The sequence below is a fragment of the Streptomyces tibetensis genome (assembly GCF_007655005.1).
GTDB classification, from domain to species: Bacteria; Actinomycetota; Actinomycetes; order Streptomycetales; family Streptomycetaceae; genus Streptomyces; species Streptomyces tibetensis.
On sequence record NZ_SZVW01000004.1, the window covers coordinates 287,792 to 309,579 of the forward strand.

At 68.7% G+C, this 21,788-nt stretch carries 20 protein-coding genes and 2 tRNA genes; 16 read left to right on the forward strand and 6 right to left on the reverse strand.

Annotation, left to right across the window (positions count from 1 at the left end; all coding sequences use genetic code 11):
* Nucleotides 1-43: 43 nt before the first annotated feature.
* The 7 genes from gnd (at nt 44) to FDO69_RS08575 (ending at nt 8,810) form a co-directional block, all read left to right on the forward strand.
* Entirely contained in the window at nt 44-919 is an 876-nt protein-coding gene (gnd, locus tag FDO69_RS08545) for a phosphogluconate dehydrogenase (NAD(+)-dependent, decarboxylating) (RefSeq protein ID WP_104779130.1), read from the forward strand.
* A 73-nt stretch (nt 920-992) separates the two neighbouring features.
* Nucleotides 993-2,114, forward strand: a complete 1,122-nt coding sequence (gene recF / locus FDO69_RS08550; protein ID WP_104779131.1) for a DNA replication/repair protein RecF — start codon at nt 993-995, stop codon at nt 2,112-2,114.
* Nucleotides 2,111-2,677 carry a DciA family protein gene (locus FDO69_RS08555; RefSeq protein WP_104779132.1) on the forward strand — a complete coding sequence of 189 codons (567 nt, stop codon included), beginning with the start codon at nt 2,111-2,113 and terminating at the stop codon, nt 2,675-2,677. Before recF ends, FDO69_RS08555 begins: the two co-directional genes overlap by 4 nt.
* Nucleotides 2,678-3,109: 432 nt before the next feature.
* A complete protein-coding gene (gene gyrB / locus FDO69_RS08560) occupies nt 3,110-5,170 on the forward strand; it encodes a DNA topoisomerase (ATP-hydrolyzing) subunit B (RefSeq protein ID WP_170320855.1) in 2,061 nt (686 codons plus the stop codon).
* Between the two features lie 42 nt (nt 5,171-5,212).
* A complete protein-coding gene (gyrA, locus tag FDO69_RS08565) occupies nt 5,213-7,807 on the forward strand; it encodes a DNA gyrase subunit A (protein WP_104779134.1) in 2,595 nt (864 codons plus the stop codon).
* Between the two features lie 19 nt (nt 7,808-7,826).
* Nucleotides 7,827-8,621 (forward strand): DUF3566 domain-containing protein, encoded by a 795-nt coding sequence (locus tag FDO69_RS08570; RefSeq protein WP_104779135.1) that lies wholly within the window; start codon nt 7,827-7,829, stop codon nt 8,619-8,621.
* A 112-nt stretch (nt 8,622-8,733) separates the two neighbouring features.
* A tRNA-Ile gene (locus FDO69_RS08575) sits at nt 8,734-8,810 on the forward strand.
* Between the two features lie 154 nt (nt 8,811-8,964).
* Here the strand turns inward: FDO69_RS08575 and FDO69_RS08580 are convergent.
* Together FDO69_RS08580 and FDO69_RS08585 are read right to left on the reverse strand one after the other, a co-directional pair.
* Nucleotides 8,965-9,435 carry an SPW repeat protein gene (locus FDO69_RS08580; protein WP_234387876.1) on the reverse strand — a complete coding sequence of 157 codons (471 nt, stop codon included), beginning with the start codon at nt 9,433-9,435 and terminating at the stop codon, nt 8,965-8,967.
* Between the two features lie 470 nt (nt 9,436-9,905).
* Complete coding sequence (locus FDO69_RS08585; protein WP_104779136.1) at nt 9,906-10,268, reverse strand: DUF6344 domain-containing protein; 363 nt, start codon at nt 10,266-10,268, stop codon at nt 9,906-9,908.
* Between the two features lie 337 nt (nt 10,269-10,605).
* Between FDO69_RS08585 and FDO69_RS41830 the strand changes: the two genes are divergently transcribed.
* Nucleotides 10,606-10,734: a DLW-39 family protein gene (locus FDO69_RS41830; protein ID WP_003999697.1), complete on the forward strand. Its 129-nt coding sequence runs from the start codon at nt 10,606-10,608 to the stop codon at nt 10,732-10,734.
* A 243-nt stretch (nt 10,735-10,977) separates the two neighbouring features.
* Nucleotides 10,978-12,285 (forward strand): hypothetical protein, encoded by a 1,308-nt coding sequence (locus tag FDO69_RS08595; RefSeq protein ID WP_104779137.1) that lies wholly within the window; start codon nt 10,978-10,980, stop codon nt 12,283-12,285.
* 44 nt (nt 12,286-12,329) lie between these two features.
* On the opposite strand, the gene FDO69_RS08600 is transcribed toward FDO69_RS08595, so the two are convergent.
* Both FDO69_RS08600 and FDO69_RS08605 read right to left on the reverse strand, forming a co-directional pair.
* Nucleotides 12,330-13,799 (reverse strand): protein kinase domain-containing protein, encoded by a 1,470-nt coding sequence (locus FDO69_RS08600; RefSeq protein WP_104779138.1) that lies wholly within the window; start codon nt 13,797-13,799, stop codon nt 12,330-12,332.
* Between the two features lie 309 nt (nt 13,800-14,108).
* On the reverse strand, nt 14,109-14,657 hold the full coding sequence (locus FDO69_RS08605; RefSeq protein ID WP_104779139.1) for a helix-turn-helix domain-containing protein: 549 nt from the start codon (nt 14,655-14,657) through the stop codon (nt 14,109-14,111).
* A 181-nt stretch (nt 14,658-14,838) separates the two neighbouring features.
* Between FDO69_RS08605 and FDO69_RS08610 the strand changes: the two genes are divergently transcribed.
* Nucleotides 14,839-14,911: transfer RNA gene (locus FDO69_RS08610), tRNA-Ala, on the forward strand.
* A 156-nt stretch (nt 14,912-15,067) separates the two neighbouring features.
* Here the strand turns inward: FDO69_RS08610 and FDO69_RS08615 are convergent.
* Nucleotides 15,068-15,769: a DUF5324 family protein gene (locus FDO69_RS08615; RefSeq protein WP_104779140.1), complete on the reverse strand. Its 702-nt coding sequence runs from the start codon at nt 15,767-15,769 to the stop codon at nt 15,068-15,070.
* A 338-nt stretch (nt 15,770-16,107) separates the two neighbouring features.
* On the opposite strand from FDO69_RS08615, the gene FDO69_RS08620 reads away from it, so the two are divergent.
* Both FDO69_RS08620 and FDO69_RS08625 read left to right on the forward strand, forming a co-directional pair.
* Nucleotides 16,108-16,635, forward strand: a complete 528-nt coding sequence (locus tag FDO69_RS08620) for a peptidylprolyl isomerase (RefSeq protein ID WP_104779141.1) — start codon at nt 16,108-16,110, stop codon at nt 16,633-16,635.
* Between the two features lie 112 nt (nt 16,636-16,747).
* Nucleotides 16,748-17,638, forward strand: a complete 891-nt coding sequence (locus FDO69_RS08625; RefSeq protein ID WP_104779142.1) for a rhomboid family intramembrane serine protease — start codon at nt 16,748-16,750, stop codon at nt 17,636-17,638.
* A 254-nt stretch (nt 17,639-17,892) separates the two neighbouring features.
* Here FDO69_RS08625 and crgA read toward each other — a convergent pair whose 3' ends face one another.
* Nucleotides 17,893-18,147, reverse strand: a complete 255-nt coding sequence (gene crgA, locus FDO69_RS08630; RefSeq protein ID WP_104779143.1) for a cell division protein CrgA — start codon at nt 18,145-18,147, stop codon at nt 17,893-17,895.
* Nucleotides 18,148-18,286: 139 nt separating this feature from the next.
* On the opposite strand from crgA, the gene FDO69_RS08635 reads away from it, so the two are divergent.
* The 4 genes from FDO69_RS08635 to FDO69_RS08655 all read left to right on the forward strand — a co-directional run bounded on the left by FDO69_RS08635 (nt 18,287) and on the right by FDO69_RS08655 (nt 21,786).
* Nucleotides 18,287-19,066: a DUF881 domain-containing protein gene (locus FDO69_RS08635; protein WP_104779144.1), complete on the forward strand. Its 780-nt coding sequence runs from the start codon at nt 18,287-18,289 to the stop codon at nt 19,064-19,066.
* Between the two features lie 23 nt (nt 19,067-19,089).
* A complete protein-coding gene (locus tag FDO69_RS08640; protein ID WP_104779145.1) occupies nt 19,090-19,767 on the forward strand; it encodes a class E sortase in 678 nt (225 codons plus the stop codon).
* 211 nt (nt 19,768-19,978) lie between these two features.
* Nucleotides 19,979-20,617 carry an aminodeoxychorismate/anthranilate synthase component II gene (locus FDO69_RS08650; RefSeq protein ID WP_104779146.1) on the forward strand — a complete coding sequence of 213 codons (639 nt, stop codon included), beginning with the start codon at nt 19,979-19,981 and terminating at the stop codon, nt 20,615-20,617.
* The gene (locus tag FDO69_RS08655; protein ID WP_104779147.1) at nt 20,614-21,786 is read left to right on the forward strand and encodes a class E sortase; all 1,173 of its coding nucleotides are present in this window, start codon (nt 20,614-20,616) and stop codon (nt 21,784-21,786) included. Before FDO69_RS08650 ends, FDO69_RS08655 begins: the two co-directional genes overlap by 4 nt.
* Nucleotides 21,787-21,788 lie beyond the last annotated feature (2 nt).

The window sequence follows — 21,788 nt, forward strand, 5'->3', positions numbered from 1 at the left end:
ACGTGCCGCCACGCCACGTCGCAGAACCTAAGGAAAACAACTGATGGAGCTCGGTCTCGTCGGCCTCGGCAAGATGGGCGGCAACATGCGCGAGCGGATCCGCCGCGCAGGTCACACCGTCCTCGGATACGACCGCAACCCGGACCTCGCCGATGTCCACAGCCTGGAAGAGCTTGTGGGCAAGCTCAGCGGACCGCGCGTGATCTGGGTGATGGTCCCGGCGGGCGAGGCCACGCAGACCACGATCGACCGGCTCGCCGAGCTGCTGGAGCCGGGCGACGTGGTCGTGGACGGCGGCAACTCCCGCTGGACCGACGACGTCAAGCACGCCGAGGAGCTGGCGGCCAAGGGCATCGGTTTCGTCGACTGCGGTGTCTCCGGCGGCGTCTGGGGCCTGGAGAACGGCTACGCGCTGATGTACGGCGGCGACAAGGAGAACGTCGCCAAGGTGCAGCCGGTCTTCGACGCCCTCAAGCCGGAGGGCGACTCCGGCTCGGTGCACGCCGGAAAGGTCGGCGCGGGCCACTTCGCGAAGATGGTCCACAACGGCATCGAGTACGCGATGATGCAGGCTTACGCCGAGGGCTGGGAGCTCCTGGAGAAGGTCGACTCCGTGACCGACGTCCGGGAGGTCTTCCGCTCCTGGCAGGAAGGCACGGTCATCCGCTCCTGGCTGCTCGACCTCGCGGTCAACGCGCTCGACGAGGACGAGCACCTGGACGAGTTGCGGGGTTATGCGCAGGACTCCGGCGAGGGACGCTGGACTGTGGAGGCCGCCATCGACAACGCGGTGCCGCTGCCGGCGATCACCGCGTCGCTGTTCGCGCGGTTCGCCTCCCGCCAGGAGGATTCGCCCCAGATGAAGATGATCGCGGCGCTCCGGAACCAGTTCGGCGGCCACGCGGTCGAGAAGAAGTAGTCCAGACGAGAAGAAGTAGTCCACAGGGCTGCACGGCAGTCCACAACCGTCCGGGGAGGTCGGCGAAACGACCATGCACGTCACGCATCTGTCGCTGGCCGACTTCCGTTCGTACCCCCGGGTCGAGGTCCCGCTCGACCCCGGGGTGACGGCCTTCGTCGGGCCGAACGGGCAGGGCAAGACCAACCTGGTCGAGGCCGTCGGCTATCTCGCCACCCTCGGCAGCCACCGGGTCTCCTCGGACGCCCCCCTGGTCCGCATGGGAGCCGAGCGCGCGATCATCCGGGCCCAGGTCCGGCAGGGCGAGCGGCAGCAGCTGATCGAGCTGGAGCTGAACCCGGGGCGCGCCAACCGGGCCCGTATCAACAGGTCCTCGCAGGTCAGGCCGCGTGATGTGCTGGGGATCGTCCGGACGGTGCTGTTCGCGCCCGAGGATCTCGCGCTGGTCAAGGGCGACCCCGGTGAGCGGCGTCGTTTTCTCGACGAGCTGATCACCGCGCGTTCCCCGCGGATGGCCGGGGTCCGTTCCGACTACGACCGGGTCCTCAAGCAGCGCAACACCCTGCTGAAGTCGGCGGCGCTGGCCCGCAGGCACGGTGGTCGCACGATGGACATGTCCACTCTGGACGTGTGGGACCAGCATCTCGCGCGCGCGGGCGCCGAGTTGCTCGCTCAGCGGCTGGACCTGATCGCGACGATCCAGCCGCTGGCCGACAAGGCCTACGAGCAACTCGCGCCCTCAGGCGGGCCGGTCGCGCTGGAGTACAAGCCGTCCGCGCCGGGCGAGGCGCACACCCGCGAGGAGCTCTTCGAGCAGCTGATGGCGGCCCTCGCCGAGGCCCGCAAGCAGGAGATCGAGCGCGGCGTCACCCTGATCGGCCCGCACCGCGACGACCTGCAGCTCAAGCTCGGCCGGCTCCCCGCCAAGGGCTACGCCTCGCACGGCGAGTCCTGGTCCTACGCGCTGGCGCTGCGCCTGGCCTCGTACGACCTGCTCAGGGCGGAGGGCAACGAGCCGGTGCTGGTGCTCGACGATGTCTTCGCCGAGCTGGACACCCGTCGCCGTGAGCGCCTGGCCGAGTTGGTCGCGCCGGGCGAGCAGGTCCTGGTGACGGCCGCGGTCGACGACGACGTACCGCATGTGCTGTCCGGGACGCGGTTCGCCGTGTCCGAGGGGGCGGTGGAGCGCGTATGACGGAGAACACACCCGGCGGGGCCTCGAGTCCCTCGCAGGGCTCGGGCGGGGCCCCGAAGCCCCCCGAGCCGTCCGGCGTCGACCTGGCGCGTGTGGCGCTGCGCGCGGCCAAGGAAGCCGCACGCGCGCGGGGGGATGCGGCGCAGCAGAAGAAGCAGGCGCGCCGCGACGGTCTGCGCTCCGGCGCGCGCGCTGACAGGCGCGATCCCATGGCGTTCGGCGCCGCGATCAACCGGCTGATCACCGAGCGCGGCTGGGAGGCGCCGGCCGCGGTGGGCGGTGTGATGGGCCGCTGGCCGCAGATCGTCGGCGAGGACGTGGCCAAGCACTGTGTGCCGGAGAAGTACGACGAGGACGAGCGTGTGCTGACCGTGCGCTGCGACTCGACGGCCTGGGCGACGAACCTCCGGCTGCTCGCGCCCACGCTGGTCGCGCGCCTGAACGAGGATCTGGGCCACGGCCGGGTGAAGCTGATCAAGGTGCAGGGCCCCGGTGGCCCGGCCCGCCGCTACGGCCCGTTGCGCGCCCCCGGCAGCACCGGTCCGGGCGACACCTACGGCTGATCGGCACCGGTTTCCCACCTGTCGACAGCACGTGACTGACATCACATCAGGGGCTTCCGGCGGCTCTTTCGGAGCGTCCGCGGCATCCCTGTCGTGTGCCCGCACACGGTTGCGAATCACGACCTGACTCCGAAGTAGCCAAGGGTTGACGGCCGGAAGCGCTGAGTGCCTCCGTGAGCCTCTTGGAGCCCCCATCCGTATATCGGGAGTCGGACAAGACCCGTCGAGGGCGGCACATGCGGACTCAGGTACCGGCAAACCCCCATCAGTGTCAGTGCTACCGGTAGACTGGAAGCAATCCCGCCCCAATCGCTGGGGACCGTCCGGGAAAAGCTGAGCAACGCTGATCAAGGCTTACCAACGCAACATGCCGCAGCCGCTCCGGCAACCCGCCGACGAGCCTGGCTCGTGCTGTGCCAGAAAGGGCGCTTCGTGGCCGATTCCGGCAACCCCAACGAGAACATCCCGTCCACCGACGAAGGCGTGAGCAGCGAGGCGATCACCTCACACGGCGAGGTCACCGCCTCGTACGACGCCAGTGCCATCACCGTCCTCGAGGGTCTGGACGCGGTCCGTAAGCGACCCGGCATGTACATCGGCTCGACCGGTGAGCGCGGCCTGCACCACCTGGTGCAGGAGGTCGTCGACAACTCCGTCGACGAGGCCCTGGCCGGGCACGCGGACACGATCGACGTCACGATCCTCGCCGACGGCGGCGTGCGCGTCGTCGACAACGGCCGTGGCATCCCGGTCGGCATCGTCCCCTCCGAGGGCAAGCCGGCCGTCGAGGTCGTGCTGACGGTGCTGCACGCGGGCGGAAAGTTCGGCGGCGGCGGCTACGCGGTCTCCGGCGGTCTGCACGGTGTGGGTGTCTCCGTCGTGAACGCCCTGTCGACCAAGGTGTCCGTCGAGATCAAGACCGACGGCTACCGCTGGACCCAGGACTACAAGCTGGGCGTCCCGACGGCCCCCCTCGCCCAGCACGAGGCCACGGACGAGCACGGCACCACGGTCGTCTTCTGGGCCGACCCGGACATCTTCGAGACCACCGACTACTCCTTCGAGACGCTGTCGCGGCGTTTCCAGGAGATGGCGTTCCTCAACAAGGGTCTGCGGATCAACCTCACCGACGAGCGCGAGTCGGCGAAGGCCACGGCCGGCGCGGACGAGGCGGGCGAGGACGAGAAGCACGAGGTCAAGAGCGTCTCGTACTACTACGAGGGCGGCATCGTCGACTTCGTGAAGTACCTCAACTCCCGTAAGGGAGACCTGGTGCACCCCACCGTCATCGACCTGGAGGCGGAGGACAAGGACCGGAACCTGTCCCTCGAACTCGCGATGCAGTGGAACGGCGGCTACAGCGAGGGCGTGTACTCGTTCGCCAACATCATCCACACGCACGAGGGCGGTACGCACGAAGAGGGCTTCCGCGCCGCGCTGACCTCGCTGATCAACAAGTACGCGCGCGACAAGCGACTGCTGCGCGAGAAGGACGACAACCTCACGGGTGACGACATCCGCGAGGGTCTGACGGCGATCATCTCGGTCAAGCTGAGCGAGCCTCAGTTCGAGGGCCAGACCAAGACCAAGCTGGGCAACACCGAGGCCAAGACCTTCGTGCAGAAGGTCGTCTACGAGCACCTCGCGGACTGGCTGGACCGGAACCCCAACGAGGCCGCGGACATCATCCGCAAGGGCATCCAGGCGGCCACCGCGCGCGTGGCGGCCCGCAAGGCCCGTGACCTCACCCGCCGCAAGGGCCTGCTGGAGACCGCGTCCCTGCCCGGCAAGCTCTCCGACTGCCAGTCGAACGATCCCACCAAGTGCGAGATCTTCATCGTCGAGGGTGACTCCGCCGGCGGCTCGGCCAAGTCCGGCCGCAACCCGCAGTACCAGGCGATCCTCCCGATCCGCGGCAAGATCCTGAACGTCGAGAAGGCCCGGATCGACAAGATCCTGCAGAACCAGGAGATCCAGGCGCTGATCTCGGCCTTCGGCACCGGAGTCCACGAGGACTTCGACATCGAGAAGCTGCGCTATCACAAGATCATCCTGATGGCGGACGCCGACGTCGACGGCCAGCACATCAACACCCTGCTGCTGACCTTCCTGTTCCGCTTCATGCGGCCCCTGGTCGAGGCCGGGCACGTGTACCTCTCCCGCCCGCCGCTCTACAAGATCAAGTGGGGCAAGGACGACTTCGAGTACGCGTACTCCGACCGTGAGCGCGACGCCCTGATCGAGATGGGCCGCAACGCGGGCAAGCGCATCAAGGACGACTCCGTGCAGCGCTTCAAGGGTCTCGGTGAGATGAACGCCGAGGAGCTGCGCATCACGACCATGGACCAGGAGCACCGTGTCCTCGGCCAGGTCACCCTGGACGACGCCGCCCAGGCCGACGACCTGTTCTCGGTCCTCATGGGTGAGGACGTCGAGGCCCGCCGCGCGTTCATCCAGCGCAACGCCAAGGACGTCCGCTTCCTCGACATCTGAGTCGGTCTCAGCTGACCGCATCAGGAAGGATTTTCACCAGCAATGACCGACGAGAACACTCCTGTGACGACGCCCGAGGGTGACGCCCTGGCCATGCGCGTCGAGCCCGTCGGGCTCGAGACGGAGATGCAGCGCTCGTATCTCGACTACGCGATGTCCGTCATCGTCTCGCGTGCGCTGCCGGACGTCCGCGACGGCCTCAAGCCCGTCCACCGCCGTGTGCTGTACGCGATGTACGACGGCGGCTACCGCCCCGAGCGCGGGTTCTACAAGTGCGCCCGCGTCGTCGGCGACGTCATGGGCAACTACCACCCGCACGGCGACTCCTCCATCTACGACGCGCTGGTCCGCCTCGCGCAGTCGTGGTCGATGCGCATGCCGCTCGTCGACTCCAACGGCAACTTCGGCTCCCCGGGCAACGACCCGGCCGCGGCCATGCGGTACACCGAGTGCAAGATGGCGCCGCTGTCGATGGAGATGGTCCGCGACATCGACGAGGAGACCGTCGACTTCACGGACAACTACGACGGCCGCTCCCAGGAGCCGACCGTCCTGCCGGCCCGCTTCCCGAACCTGCTGATCAACGGTTCGGCCGGTATCGCGGTCGGTATGGCGACCAACATCCCGCCGCACAACCTGCGCGAGGTCGCCGCCGGCGCCCAGTGGTACCTGGAGAACCCCGAGGCCTCGCACGAGGAGCTGCTCGACGCGCTCATCGAGCGCATCAAGGGCCCGGACTTCCCGACCGGCGCGCTCGTCGTCGGCCGCCGGGGCATCGAGGAGGCCTACCGCACCGGCCGCGGCTCGATCACCATGCGCGCGGTCGTAGAGGTCGAGGAGATCCAGAACCGCCAGTGCCTGGTGGTCACGGAGCTGCCCTACCAGGTCAACCCGGACAACCTCGCCCAGAAGATCGCCGACCTGGTCAAGGACGGCAAGATCGGCGGCATCGCGGACGTCCGTGACGAGACCTCCTCGCGCACCGGCCAGCGCCTGGTCATCGTGCTGAAGCGGGACGCGGTCGCCAAGGTCGTGCTGAACAACCTCTACAAGCACACCGACCTGCAGACGAACTTCGGCGCCAACATGCTGGCGCTGGTGGACGGCGTGCCGCGCACGCTCTCGCTGGACGCGTTCATCCGCCACTGGGTGACCCACCAGATCGAGGTCATCGTCCGCCGTACGCGCTTCCGGCTGCGCAAGGCCGAGGAGCGGGCGCACATCCTGCGCGGTCTGCTGAAGGCCCTGGACGCCATCGACGAGGTCATCGCGCTGATCCGGCGCAGCGACACCGTCGAGATCGCCCGCGGCGGCCTGATGGACCTGCTGACGATCGACGAGATCCAGGCCAACGCCATCCTCGAGATGCAGCTGCGCCGACTGGCCGCCCTGGAGCGCCAGAAGATCGTCCAGGAGCACGACGAGCTCCAGGCGAAGATCAACGAGTACAACGAGATCCTGGCCTCCCCGGTCCGCCAGCGCGGCATCGTCAGCGCGGAGCTGGCCGCGATCGTCGAGAAGTTCGGCGACGACCGCAAGACGACGCTGATCCCCTACGAGGGCGACATGTCCATCGAGGACCTGATCGCCGAGGAGGACATCGTCGTCACGGTCACCCGGGGCGGCTACATCAAGCGCACCAAGACCGACGACTACCGCGCCCAGAAGCGCGGCGGCAAGGGCGTGCGCGGCACGAAGCTCAAGGAAGACGACATCGTCGACCACTTCTTCGTGTCCACCACGCACCACTGGCTGCTGTTCTTCACCAACAAGGGCCGCGTCTACCGGGTCAAGGGCTACGAGCTGCCGGACGCCGGCCGGGACGCGCGCGGTCAGCACGTCGCGAACCTGCTCGCCTTCCAGCCGGACGAGGCGATCGCCGAGATCCTGGCGATCCGCGACTACGAGGCGGTTCCCTACCTCGTGCTCGCCACCAAGGCCGGACTGGTGAAGAAGACGCCTCTGAAGGATTACGATTCGCCCCGTTCCGGCGGTGTGATCGCCATCAACCTTCGCGAGGGTCAGGACGGTTCGGACGACGAACTGATCGGAGCCGAACTGGTCTCGGCGGACGACGATCTGCTTCTGATCAGCAAGAAGGCCCAATCGATCAGGTTCACCGCCTCGGACGACACCCTGCGGCCTATGGGCCGTGCCACCTCGGGTGTCAAGGGCATGAGCTTCCGCGAGGGCGACGAGCTGCTCTCGATGAATGTTGTTCGACCCGGTACGTTCGTGTTCACTGCCACAGACGGCGGGTACGCGAAGCGGACCAACGTCGACGAGTACCGCGTCCAGGGTCGCGGCGGCCTCGGCATCAAGGCCGCCAAGATCGTCGAGGACCGTGGGTCCCTCGTCGGCGCGCTGGTGGTCGAGGAGACCGACGAGATCCTCGCCATCACGCTGTCGGGCGGTGTGATTCGTACGCGGGTCAACGAGATCAGGGAAACCGGCCGTGACACCATGGGCGTCCAACTGATCAATCTGGGCAAGCGCGATGCCGTCGTGGGCATCGCTCGCAACGCCGAGGCGGGGCGCGAGGCGGAGGAGGTCGACGGCGATGTGGTCGTCGACGAGACCGCCGAGGACGCCGTGACCACCGGCACGGACGAGGGTGAGGCGCCCTCGGCCGAGTAGGCACGAGGAGTGAGTCAGCGTGAGCGGAGCCACGGGCGCCGGACCGGCCGGAACCTCGAGGGGTACGGAAGCGGACGACGGCGGCCGTGGCTCCGCCGCACGTGCGGCGGACCCGCACACGACCAACCTGAAGGCGATCAAGTCCCCGACCAAGGACGAGCCGTCGCCCGACGAGCATGGATCACAGGGGGGAACTGTGACGGACACCCGAGGTCCGCAGACCAAGCAGGCCAAGGGCGGTGCGGGTTCGTCCGACTCCGGCGCGCAGCCGCAGCCGGCCGCCCAGGAGCCGGGCACGGCCTCGCCGCTGCCCGGGGAGCGGCAGACGAAGCAGCAGGCCGGGCCGTACCACCCGCCGCAGGCCTACCCGGCGCAGCAGGCGGCGGCCGGGGCCGGCCCCGATGCCGTACGGCGTCCCCGCACGGGGGTGCGTACCACTCCGCGCGTCCGCAAGGCGCGACTGCGGGTGGCGAAGGCCGACCCGTGGTCGGTGATGAAGGTCAGCTTCCTGCTCTCCATCGCCCTGGGCATCTGCACGATCGTCGCGGCCGCCGTGCTGTGGATGGTCATGGACGCGATGGGCGTGTTCTCGACGGTCGGCGGCACGATCTCCGAGGCCACCGGCTCGAACGAGTCCAACGGCTTTGACCTGCAGGCTTTCCTGTCGCTGCCCAACGTCCTGATGTTCACGTCGGTCATCGCGGTCATCGACGTGGTCCTGGCGACCGCCCTCGCGACACTCGGCGCGTTCATCTACAACCTGTCCGCGGGCTTCGTGGGCGGCGTGGAGCTGACGCTCGCCGAGGACGAGTGACATCACCTTCGTCGTTGCCCTGACGGTGCCCCGACAACCGATTTTGGGACTTCCCATGTCGTGCGCTAATCTTCAGGAGTCAGCGCGCGGGACACACACCGCAGAGCGCGGCGGGGCTATAGCTCAGTTGGTTAGAGCGCATCCCTGATAAGGATGAGGCCACAGGTTCAAATCCTGTTAGCCCCACCAGCGAAAAGACCCCCAGTCGATACGGCTGGGGGTCTTTTGACACCTACGGTTGACACGGGCAGGGCTCTTCCGCGATCACGAGGGGCGGATCGATTCGACAGGGCTTCGACTCCTTCGAATCGGACGAGGCCGCGCCCGCTGTCGACGAGTGTGATCACCTACGCGCAGAAGAGCGGTCGCCGGACGACTGATCCACCGGGCGGGCAGCTGCGGCGGCCATGAGGGCCAGCATCAGGGCGATCACGCCGACGATGATGTTGTTGACTATGGTCCTGGTGGTGCTGACGTCACCAGCCACAACCCACGGCGCAAAGATCGTCCACACGCTCAGCACGCAAGCGCCCCACGCCATGCTGTGCGAACGCTCGTATGCCCGGCCGAAGCCACCGCTCATGAGGAGGGCGTAGGCGATACCGGTGATCAGGTTGTTGACCGCCAGGGTGGAGAAGTTGTTGAATCCCGCGATCCACGGTGAGGCTGCGAGGTAGAGCCCTGTGATCAGGGCCATGGCCTCGACGGCTTGCCCCCTCGGGGTGGTCGCGAAGCGTTCGGCCATCTCGTGCCGATTGCGCATTGCGACGATGTCGGGATGGGTTTCCATGTCTGACCGGGGTTGCGTCGCCATTGCACTTCCTCCGAATTATCCGTATCTGTCCTATCTGGGAGTGAGTACCCCTTATGGGTGAGATAACCGTCCTGAGGTGCCAAGTCCGAGGGCACCGCTGCAAGAGGTGGCCTGTCCGGCCGGGCGAGCCGCCGAGCGCCGGCCTGAGTGCAGCAGCCGCGCACCGCAACCGCTGTCGAGTCCTGGCGCCCGGCAGCGCACCCACCAGGGTCCTGAGCGCCTCGTTGTGGTGCGGGCGCTGGTGAGAGGTTCACATCCTGTTGGCCCCACAGCGAAGAGACCCTCAGTCGAATGCGACTGGGGTCTTTGGCGTCTTGCGACCTGCCCGGCATCGGGGGCGTCGCTCGTGCCCATGTCACCGTCGGGCGCGCCCCCGAGTCGGGGCCTTTCGGGCCGGGCATGCGTAAGCCCGGCCGCTCCGCAGAGCTGCCGGGCTTTGTACGCAGATCGCTTGGTGTTGTTCCGGGGGTTCAGCGCTGGAGGGGCGTGAGATGGTCCGCCTCGGGGTCGGGGTCCTCGTCGGTGCAGTGGGTGCCGGGGGAGGACGCCGTGTCCGCGGGCGAGCGGTGCCGGCAGCGAGGGGTCTTGCCGTGGGCCTCGGCGCGGATGCGCTGCTTCATCGTGGGGGGCAGGGCTCTCGGAGCGGACCGGGAAAACGTCGTCGGTGCCGCCGTCCGCTGCTGCGGGATGCTCGCGCCGTTGCTGTTGCTCTTCTGCTCGGTCTGCGGTACGGCCGCGGCGGCGGTCGTGGTGACGAGTCCGAGCGCCGTGCACAGCGCGAGGAAGGCGGTGACGATGGTGGTCCACAGCTTCATGACCTTGTTCCGGGCCATGGCCCCTCACTTTCGGGTTGGGCGATTTGCGTACTTTCCTCATCATGTGTATGGGGGTCGAGAAGTGGTGGACCTCCGCCCGTGGCGCGTCGATGTTCCGATGAACACCACCCGAATGGGCGCAAGAGGCGCGAAAAAGTGAGGAAAGCGCCGAAGGGAGGTCAAAGTGACCGTCCGTCGGGATGTGATCACCCTCCGATCGGAGCGGTGCACTCCGCTTGTATCCCGTTTCGCGGGAGGGGAGTTGAGGGCCGACTCAGGTCACCGATCGGTATCGGCCGGTGTGTATAGTCGGGCGCCAGAGGTCCCCTACGTCAAGGAAAGACGAGGTCGCGCGGTGAAGAAGCTTCTCCTGGTCGCACTGGCCGCCATCGGCGGGCTCCTCGTGTACCGCCAGATCCAGGCGGATCGCGCCGAGCAGGATCTGTGGACGGAGGCGACTGACTCCGTTCCCACGGGTTCGTGAGTCACGACATCCCAGACCGAGCACACCCCGGCCGCCTCGCGGTCGGGGTTTTGTGTGCCGAGGGCCGGTCGTGAAGCCGGCCGGCGCGGCAGGATGGGCCACGGATCACGGCTTTGCGGTCCGGAGACGGTGAGCGGTCCGGCGACGGGCCTGCGGTCCGGCGACAGTGAGGGGTGGCGCGTGAGGGGACGGTGCCGTACGGCGTGGAGGATCCGCGCGAGGGCGTGGCGCGGCCGTCCGGCCGTGGCCGTGCGCGTCGGCGCCGCGGCCGTGGTCCTCGGGACGACAGCGGCCATGGTGCCGGGACAGGCCTCCGCCACCGCGGGACAGGCCTCCGCCACCGCGGGACAGGCCTCCGCCACGCCGAGTCCGTACGCCTTCGCGCCCGGTGCCCAGCGCGTCCAGGGAGCGAGGAGCACCGGGGACGCCGACCTCCTCAAGCCCGGCCAGGCCTACAAGAGCTCCGTGCCGGGCAACGGCAAGGTCAACTACCGCCTCGACCTCGACGCCACGTCCAACGCGTACGTCTCCGTCACCGCCGTCCCATCCCCCGACAGCACCGTCTCCGTCATCGACGGGGTCAAGGTGACCGTGCAGGACGCCGAGGGCAACACCTGCTCCGACGACAACACGAGCTTCGGGGCCGCCCGCAGCCCGCACCCCGTCGCGGCGTGGGGCATGCGCGAGATCTCGCCCAACCGGCCGCTGTGCAAGAAGGCCGGCGCGTACTACGTGTCCGTCGAGCGCATCGACCCCGAGGGCGAGGGCTCCTCACCGGACGCCTGGGACCTGGAACTCCTCGCCATGACGGAACCGCGGACGGTGCGGACCGGCGCGACCAGCGCACCCGAGGCGTGGAACTCCGCCACGCCCCAGCCGCTCCAGGGCGAGCCCGAGCACCGCAAGGGCGGCGCGGGGTTCACCGGGGCGACCCCCCTCGACCAGGGAGTCTGGCGGGACGACATCCGACCCGGCCAGACCCTCTTCTACGAGGTGCCGGTCGACTGGGGACAGCAGATCTCCGTCACCGCGGACCTCGGCAGCTCGGCCACCGGCGCCACCGGCTACACGTCCGACGCGCTGAACCTGGCCCTCTACAACCCCGCGCGCGGTGACGTCGCCGACGTGGGCGTCGGCTACGACGGCGGCCAGAAGTCCGGAAGCCTGCGTCCCCTGCCACCGGTCGACCACGCCAACCGCTACGCCGCCACCGCGCAGGTGAGCGCGATGCGCTTCGCAGGCTCCTACTACCTCGTCGCCCACCTCTCGGAGGGCGTCGCCGACACCTTCGGCGACGGGCCGTTCAAGATGACGCTGCGCGTGACGGTGAGCGGGGAGCCGCAGGGCGGGCCCGAGTACGCGGGGGAGTCCGTGCCGCAGGGTGTCTTCGAGGTGTCGGACGAGGACCGGGAGGCAGCCGCGGAGGGCGTGGCCGCAGGCGACGACACCGCCATGAGAATGCTTGCCGTCGGCGGCATCGGCACCGGGAGCGCACTGCTCGTGGGGCTCGGGGTGTGGAGCCTTGTGGCCCGGCGCAGGAGCGTCGCGTAAGGGAGCGCCGACGGGCCGTATCGGGCCGTCTGCTGTTCGATCGCTCAGATGCGGGTCAGCGCCCAGAACCCCACGGCGTAGCAGGCCAGCGCGAGGAACAGCACCGGTATCGCCACCTTGGCCGGAGGCCCCGGTCGGGACGGCCGGTGCGCCCGGTGCCGTGACGGGGTCTGGCCGCTCGGCGGGGACGTCGGTGTCCGGGCGGTGTACGAGGCCGTGGAGACGTCCGTGCGGAAGTGCTCCGCAGGGGGCAGGGGAGGGCCGGAGTACACCGGGGGAAGTGGCTGCGCGGAGGCCAGCCGGTGTGTGGGGTCGTAGGGGGAAACGGGCGCCTGCTGGTGCGGGGCCTGGACCGGGGAGGGCTGGGACGGTCCGGCCGCGGGGGACGAGGTGACCGTGGGCTGCGGCGGCGGCAGATGGAAGCTGCCGGTGTCCGACATGGAGGGCGGCCGCTCCGGGCCGGCGGTGTGGCGCGGGTCGGACGGCACCGACTGTGCGCGTTGCCGGTGGGGCTCGGAGTGCTGCCCGCCCGAGGCCGACAGCCCGCCCTCGTCCCACCCGTGCCGAGGCCGCTCCCCGCTCGTCCCCGAGTGGTCGGACGACTCCTCCCTCGGGCCCAGCCCCTTCGCTCTCTCCAGCGGCCCCTCGGGCGCGAACCCCCTGGGCAGCGGGCCCAGTTGGTCGAAGATCTCGATCAGCTCGTCGTCCGGGCCGGGCTCCACAAGCAGCTCCGCGGCGGCGGCGAGTGCCTTGCGCGCCCCCGTGGCCGTACGGAACCGCGCCTCCGGATCCGGCTGCAGCAGCATGGCCACCACCTGCCACAGCGGCTCAGGAATGCCCTTGGGCGCGCCGGGCGTCCCGTGCTCGGCGAAGTACTGGATGAGCGCCTTGCTGTCCGGCTTGGCACCCTCCAGCAGGTACAGCGCGACCAGTCCCACGGCGAACAGGTCGGCGGGAAAGTCCGGTTCGGCGCCCATCATCTGCTCGGGCGCGAGATAACCGGGCGTCCCCACCACGAGGTTGGTCTCGGTCAGGCGGGGCTCGCCCAGCCGCATCGCGATGCCGAAGTCGGACAGCCGCAGCCGCGGCCGACCCGTGCCGGTGGCCTCCAGCAGCACGTTGGCGGGCTTCACGTCACGGTGGACGACGCCCTCCGCGTGCACCGCCGACAGCCCCGACAACAGCTGGTCGAGCAGGGTGCACACGAAGGCCGGTGGAAGGGGGCCGTAGTCCCCGACGAGGTGCACGAGTGATCCGCCCGCGACCAGGTCCATGGTGAACAGGACCTTGTCGTCGTCGGCGGCCCAGCTGCTCGGGGCGAGAACATGCGGGTGGTCGATCCGCAGGGCCTGTTCCCGCACGAAGCGCAGCAGTGAGTGCGCGTCGCTCTGGAGCAGGACCTTGGCGGCCACATAGCGACGGCGGCGGTGGTCCCAGGCACGCCAGACGGCACCGACCCCTCCGCGTCCGATCGGGTCGACCAGTTCGTACCGGCCGGCGAAGACCTCACCCATGGCTGTACGTCGCTCCTCCCCCTGCGGCTTCCCCCCTTGCTTCCCCCTCGGCGAGCACTACGACTCCCCGACAGGCGAAACGGCTCCCCCGAAACCTGGCTCCCCCGAGCCCCCTGACTCCCCCGAGCCCCGTTGGCCCCCCTGGCTCCCCCGAGCCCCCCGGCTCCCCCGATGAGTAATACATCCCCCTCGCGTCGACCGGTCCCCCGTACGGGACACGCCCCCTCGTGCCCGTCCGTTCCGCGACGCGTCCCCCGTCACCTCACCCTCGCCCGCTGCCGAACCCCCTTCGGCGGCCGGGCGATGGGATCAGCTCTGGTGGGACTGGTAGTGCGAGACCGCGTCCGAGGTGCGGCCGGCCCCGTAGACCCGGAGGAACTCCGACAGCTCCGGATGGGTCGGGGCGAGGGTGTCGGCCGCGTCGATGATGTCACCCGCCGCCGAGACCGACCGCAGCAGCGACTGGATCTCGCGCACGACGCGCTTGACTGTGGGCGCCCCCGAACTGCTCGTCGTCGTTGTGGTGTTGCTCAGCACCGAGCCCCCCTGTGACTTCTTGATCTCCTCCATCCGCTCCGTGGCCTCGGCCGCACTCACGCTGCCGTCCGCGACCTGCCCCGCCAGGTCCTGCAGCAGCTGAACCCGCTGCACCACAGCGGGATTGCCGATCTTCGCGCGCTGACCGCTCATCAGCTGCGACAGCATCGGCGCGGACAGTCCCAGAACCCCCGCGAGACGAGCCTGGTTGAGACCAAGATCGTCGATGAGCCTACGGAAGAGCGCCCCCAGCGGCTCCCCGTACCAGTTCCGCTGCAGTTCCCGCGCTCTTGCGGTCGCTTCCTGCTGTGCGGCGTCCATTGCGTCTCCCCATCGCTTCCCCATGTACGGCGGTTCGCGGTAGCGAACCACGCCGAGCATCTTACGGAGAGTGGTCGACGACGGGGACCCCCAATCTTTTTGCGGAACCACGGGGGTGACCCGGTACTCTGGTCTCCGACGCCCACCGGGACACGGTTTCTCCGGTCGGACGTCCCCATCCGGGGCCTTAGCTCAGTTGGTAGAGCGCTGTCTTTGCATGGCAGATGTCAGGGGTTCGACTCCCCTAGGCTCCACTCTGAAAATGCCCTCCGAACTGCGGAAACGTGGTCTCGGAGGGCACTTTTGCGTGCCGGGGCGGATACCGGGAGCGCGTGTTTCACGTGAAACAGCCCGGCGGGGCGGGAGACTCGCAAGTCTCCCGCCCCGCCGGGCTGTTGGATCCGGCGCCCTCAGGAACGGTCGTCGCCGCGGGCGGCCTCGTCCTCGGCCTGCTTCGCTTCGACCTCCGGGTCCAGGACCGACGGGCCGGTGCCGTCCACGGACGACAGGCGCCCCGACTCGGGGACCTCCGTCGCGGCCGGCGGCTCCACCAGCCAGTCCGGATTGGCCTGCTTGTCCCACCACTTCCACGCGGCGAAAGCACCGCCCGCGACCGCACCCAGGATCACCAGCGTCTTCGCGGCCTTACCGGCCTTGGCCCGCCGTTCGTGCTTGCGGACCAGCTTCTGGATCTCCTTGGGCGAGACCTGTCCGCGCAACGCGGTCATGGCGGCCACGCTCCGGGCCGCGGCCTCGGTCGTGACAGGCACGGCCGCAGCCACCGCCTGCTCGATCCTCGGTCGCGAGTACTCCGCCGCCTGGCGGGCGGCCTTGCGGGTACGTTCGGCGGCTTCCTGGGCGGCCTGGTCGACCTTCGGCGGCACATGCGTGCGGGCCTGCTCCAGATACGGCTGCACATGGGTGCCGTACTGGACGCGCGCCTGCCCTGCGGCCTGCGTCACCTTGGGCGCTAGCCGTACGCGTGCCTCGTGTGCGTAGTGCGCGGCCCTGTCCTTGGCCGTGTCGGCGTAGGGCGCCACCACTTCCGCGGCGTGCAGCACGCTGTCCTTCGCCGAACCAGTCGCGGCGCGCACGCTGTCGATGCGGGTCACGGGTTCCTCCTCCTCGGTGGCGTACGGTATTTCGACTTTCCACCCTTTTACGGATCATGCATCCCGGCGCACGACCAGGCATGCGCGGAAGGGCATCCGGGTCACGGGAACCGGCATCCGGAGCCGATCACGTGCGATAGCGGATGAATAGGGAACAACAGGAGCTTGTCGTCGACAATGCCACGGATCGCTGCCGAGCGCCCCCGCCCCGGGGCTACTCGACTGGTTTTCTGTGAACGCCCGCCGAGGGTTTCCCCCCGCTGCACCGAGGCCGGGCGACGCGGCGGCCCGTCCATGCGAGGATCAGGGAGTCACGGAAAGACAACGGAAGGCAGATCGTGGCCGAGCAGCTTTACGCCACCCTGAAGACCAATCACGGCGACATCGAAGTCCGGCTCCTGCCGAACCACGCGCCCAAGACGGTCAAGAACTTCGTCGAGCTCGCCCAGGGCGAGCGGGAGTGGACGCACCCGGAGACGGGGGCCAAGTCCACGGACAAGCTCTACGACGGCACGGTCTTCCACCGGGTGATCAGTGGATTCATGATCCAGGGCGGTGACCCGCTGGGCAACGGCACCGGCGGTCCCGGCTACCAGTTCGAGGACGAGTTCCACCCGGACCTGCGCTTCGACAAGCCCTACCTGCTGGCGATGGCCAACGCCGGCCCGGGCACCAACGGCTCGCAGTTCTTCATCACCGTCTCCCCGACGGCGTGGCTGAACCGCAAGCACACCATCTTCGGTGAGGTCACCGACGCGGCGAGCCAGAAGGTCGTGGACACCATCGCCACCGCCCAGACGAACCCGCGCACCGACCGTCCGCTCAACGACGTGGTCATCGAGTCGGTCGTCATCGAAACCCGCTGAGCGCGAAGGCTCCCACCGGGAACCGCGCGAAGGCTCCCTCAGGGAACCAATCGCCCCGCTCATCCGTAAGGATGAGCGGGGCGGGCTTTTCTCACACGACCTAGGGGAGACCATGGACGACCAGGCTGCGAGCAGCCCGCAGGACGCCCACAGCGTCCCCATGTGCTACCGCCACCCGGACCGCGAGACCGGCATCCGCTGCACGCGCTGCGAGCGCCCGATCTGCCCCGAGTGCATGGTCAACGCCTCCGTCGGCTTCCACTGCCCCGAGTGCGTCCGCACCGGCTCCGGCACGGGCCACTCGCCCACGGCCGCGGTGCCCCGCACGATCGCGGGCGGCTCGATCGCCGCCGATCCCCGGCTGCTGACCAAGATCCTCATCGGCATCAACCTGGCCGTGTTCATCGCCGTCCAGGTCCACGAGTCGCTGCTGAACGACATCGTCCTGCTCGGCGCCTGGCCGCCGGCGCCCTTCACGCCCACACAGGGCGTGGCGGGAGGCGAGTGGTACCGCATGGTGACGTCGATGTTCACGCACCAGGAGATCTGGCACATCGCGTTCAACATGCTCAGCCTCTGGTGGCTCGGCGGCCCGCTCGAGGCGGCACTCGGCCGCGCCCGCTATCTGGCGCTCTACGTCATCTCCGGCCTCGCGGGCAGCGCGCTGGCGTACCTGCTGACGTCCCCGACCACGGCGACCCTGGGCGCCTCGGGCGCCATCTTCGGCCTCTTCGGCGCGACTGCCGTGCTGATGCGCCGGCTCAACTACGACATGCGGCCGATCATCGCGCTGCTGGTGATCAACCTGATCTTCACCTTCAGCCCCGGCTTCAACATCTCCTGGCAGGCTCACATCGGAGGCCTGGTCGCCGGCGTCGTCGTCGGATACGCCATGGTCCACGCTCCGCGTGAGCGCCGCGCGATCGTGCAGTACGGCACCTGCGCCCTGGTTCTGGGAGTGGTCGTGCTCATGACCGTTCTGAGGACGACACAGCTCGCCTGAGCAGGCGTTGTCCACAGCGGGTGTCGGATCTTGTGCATACGGTGCGGGAACACATGTGCCCCCTGTCACTGACCTGGGTATCTGCAGGTCAGGCAGGGGGCGAACAAGTTTTCGAGTACCGGTACTTCCGTCATACCGGCGTCAACGTCCAACGGGTTATCCACAGATCGTCTTCATTATCCCCATGTGGAAAACTGCTGTGGATAACTCAGCGAACACCCCTGGGCAGAGCTGCGTTCAGCGTGCGGTGACCGCTACTTCCACTGGGTGGAGACACCGAATCCGGCGGCGATGAAGCCGAAGCCCACCACGATGTTCCAGTTGCCGAGCGAGTCGAGGGGCAGGGATCCGTCGGTGACGTAGAAGACGACGATCCAGGCCAGGCCGATGAGGAACATGGCCAGCATGACGGGCGCGACCCAGGCACGGTTGCTGAGCTTGATGGCGGTCGTGTGCTTCGCAGGCGGCGGCGTGTAGTCGGCCTTCTTGCGGATACGTGACTTCGGCACGAGGGTCTCTCCTGTCGATGCGCTGCGTGGCCGCGCAGGTAACTGGGTCGGTCTCGGGGCAGCGTAAGGGGACTCCGATTGCTCCCCCGGGCGTCCGTTAGCGTAGTGCTTCCGCCGCGCCGAAGGAGATAAGGGTACGTTGAGCAATTCTGCCGACTCCCCCGGGACGGGATCCACCCCTGAGCGCGCGCGGCGTTTCCGGCCTGTGCGCGTCCTCACGGCGGCGGTGTTCGCTCTCGCGGGGCTTATTTTCTTCACCAGCTTCGACACGGCCAAGGGCACCAACATCCGCACGGACACCTCGCTGCTCAAGCTGTCCGACCTCATCCACGAGCGCAGTCGTGAGAACGGCGAGCTGGACGAGACCAACGGCACCCTGCGCCAGGAGATAGAGGCCCTCGCCGAGCGAGACGACGGCAGCACCAAGGCGGAGGACGACAAGCTCACCGCGCTGGAGAAGCGCGCGGGCACGCAGAAGCTCAGGGGCGACTCGGTCTCGGTCACGCTCAACGACGCTCCGCCGGACGCCACGGCCAAGCTCCCCGGCTATCCCGAGCCGCAGCCGGACTACCTGGTCATCCACCAGCAGGACCTCCAGGCCGTGGTGAACGCGCTGTGGCAGGGCGGGGCCAAGGGCATCAAGGTCATGGACCAGCGGCTGATCTCCACCAGCGCGGTGCGCTGCGTGGGCAACACCCTGATCCTTCAGGGCCGCGTCTACTCGCCGCCGTACAAGATCACGGCGGTCGGTGACCCGGGCAAGTTGCAGAAGGCGCTCGCGGCATCGCCGGCCATCCAGAACTACATGGTCTACGTCAATGTCTACGGGCTCGGATGGAAAGTCGAGGAGAACGGCCCGGTGACTCTGCCCGGCTACTCGGGCACAGTGGATCTGCACTACGCGAAGCCCGTGGAGTAGCGGCCAGGCCGGGGGAGCTGCCGGTGCGCGTGATCGTCAGGACCATCAGCGAACTCTGCATCACCGTCGGCAGCCTGATCGTGCTGTTCGTCGTCTACGTGCTCTTCTGGACCGGTGTGAGGGCCGATGGCGTCATGGACGACCAGATCGACCTGCTCCACGAGGAGTGGTCGAAGCCCCGCCCGCCGGCCGGCGGCCTGCCCGCGGGTCCTGTGAGACCCGCGCCCTACGTCGAGGGCAGGCCTTTCGCGATCATGTACATCCCGCGGCTCGGTTTCACGTGGAACAAGCCCGTGCTCGAAGGCACCGCCACCGGCATCCTGAAGAAGGGGCTGGGTCACTATGCCGACACCGCACAGCTCGGGCAGAAGGGGAACTTCGCGGTCGCCGGCCACCGCCGTACGCACGGTGACCCCTTCAAGGACTTCCCCCAGCTCAGGCGGGGCGACGCGGTGGTGCTGACCGACGGTACGACCTGGTTCACGTATCGGATCGACAAAGGCCCGTACAAAACAGTCCCGTCCGACGTCGAGGTGATCGACCCTGTCCCACGTACTTCCGGGTATACGCGTTCGGGCCGCTATCTGACGCTGACCACGTGCGAACCGGAATGGGGACACAGTCATCGGCTGATCGTCTGGGCGCACCTGGACTCCACTCAGCCCGTGGAGGCCGGGAAACCGGAGGCGCTGCGCCGTTAGTCTGGTGGCTGTACGGCGTGGGTCTGGTGCCGTGGTACGACGGAAGGGACGGCATGTACGGCTGGATCTGGCGGCATCTGCCGGGAAACACGTGGGCTAAGGCAGTGATCTCACTCGTCCTGGTCGTGGCCGTGGTCTACGTCCTCTTCCAGTACGTCTTCCCGTGGGCGGAACCGCTGCTGCCCTTCAACGATGTGACGGTGGACAACCAGTGAGCGCGCGCATTCTCGTCGTCGACAACTACGACAGCTTCGTCTTCAACCTGGTCCAGTACCTGTACCAGCTGGGCGCCGAGTGTGAGGTTCTGCGCAACGACGAGGTGTCGACCGCGCACGCCCAGGACGGTTTCGACGGGGTCCTGCTCTCTCCGGGGCCCGGCACGCCGGAGCAGGCCGGCGTCTGCGTCGACATGGTCCGGCACTGCGCCGACACGGGCGTCCCGGTCTTCGGCGTGTGCCTCGGCATGCAGTCGATGCAGGTGGCCTACGGCGGTGTGGTGGATCGCGCGCCCGAGTTGCTGCACGGCAAGACGTCGTTGGTCGAGCATGGCGGCGGCGGTGTGTTCGCGGGTCTGCCCTCCCCCTTCACGGCGACGCGCTACCACTCGCTGGCCGCCGAGCCGGCGACGGTTCCGGCCGAGCTGGAGGTCACGGCGCGCACGCACGACGGCATCGTGATGGGCCTCAGGCACCGCGAACTGCCGGTCGAGGGAGTGCAGTTCCATCCCGAGTCGGTGCTGACCGAGCACGGGCACCGGATGCTGGCGAACTGGCTGGTGGAGTGCGGCGACCAGGGTGCGGTGGCGAGGTCGGCCGGGCTCGCCCCGGTGGTGGGCAGGGCCACGGCGTGACCGCGCTGCGCCCCGAGCGCGAGTCCGACACCTCGTACGGGCAGCAGTCGTACGGGGTGTCGGGTGCGTTCGAGGACTGGTCGGGCGGGGGGTACGGGGCGTCCTCGCGGCAGGAGCCGTATCCGCCGGGACCGGGAGCGCGGCCGCAGTCCGGGGTGCGGCATCCGGGGCAGTACGCGTCGTACGAGCCCGTCCCGGACGAGCGGTATCTGCCGCCCGTGGACGAGGAGACGGTGGCGCTGCGGATTCCGGATCCTTCTGCGGAGGGCGGTGATCCCACAGCGGGTTCTGCGGCTTCTTCCGGCGCGCGGCAGGACGGATCCGCCCCCGGTGGCCGCGCGGCCCGCAGAAAGGCCGCCAAACGCCGTCACGGGCGCCATGGGGGTGCGGCGGACAGTCCGGCGGCCGCGCAGGAGGGCAGCGACTCCGATTCCGGCAGCCCGGTGCGGTCGCCGCTGTCGCGGGTCGAGGCGCGGCGGCAGGCGCGGGCGCGCAAGCCCGGGCCGGCGGTCGTCGTGAGCCGGGCCATCGGCGAGGTGTTCATCACCACGGGCGTGCTGATGCTGCTGTTCGTCACCTATCAGCTGTGGTGGACGAACGTCCGGGCGCATGCCCAGGCCGGCCAGGAGACCAGCAGCCTCCAGAACGACTGGGCGAGCGGCAAACGCAGTCCGGGGGCCTTCGAGCCGGGGCAGGGTTTCGCCATCCTGCACATCCCGAAGCTGGACGTGGTGGTGCCGATCGCCGAGGGCACCAGCAGCAAGGGCGTGCTGGACCGGGGGATGGTCGGCCACTACGCAGAGGGTGCGCTGAAGACGGCGATGCCCGGTGACAAGACCGGCAACTTCGGGCTCGCGGGCCATCGCAACACCCACGGAGAACCGTTCCGGTACATCAACAAGCTCGCTCCGGGTGATCCGATCGTCGTGGAGACGCAGGACGAGTACTTCGTCTACAAGATGGCGTCGATCCTTCCGGTGACGCCGCCGAGCAACACGAGCGTGCTGAATCCCGTGCCCACGGGGTCCGGATTCACCGAGCCCGGCCGTTACATCACGCTGACCACGTGCACGCCGGAGTTCACCAGCAAGTACCGGATGATCGTCTGGGGCAAGATGGTCGAGGAACGGCCGCGCAGCAAGGGCAAGCCGGATGCGCTCGTCAGTTAAGG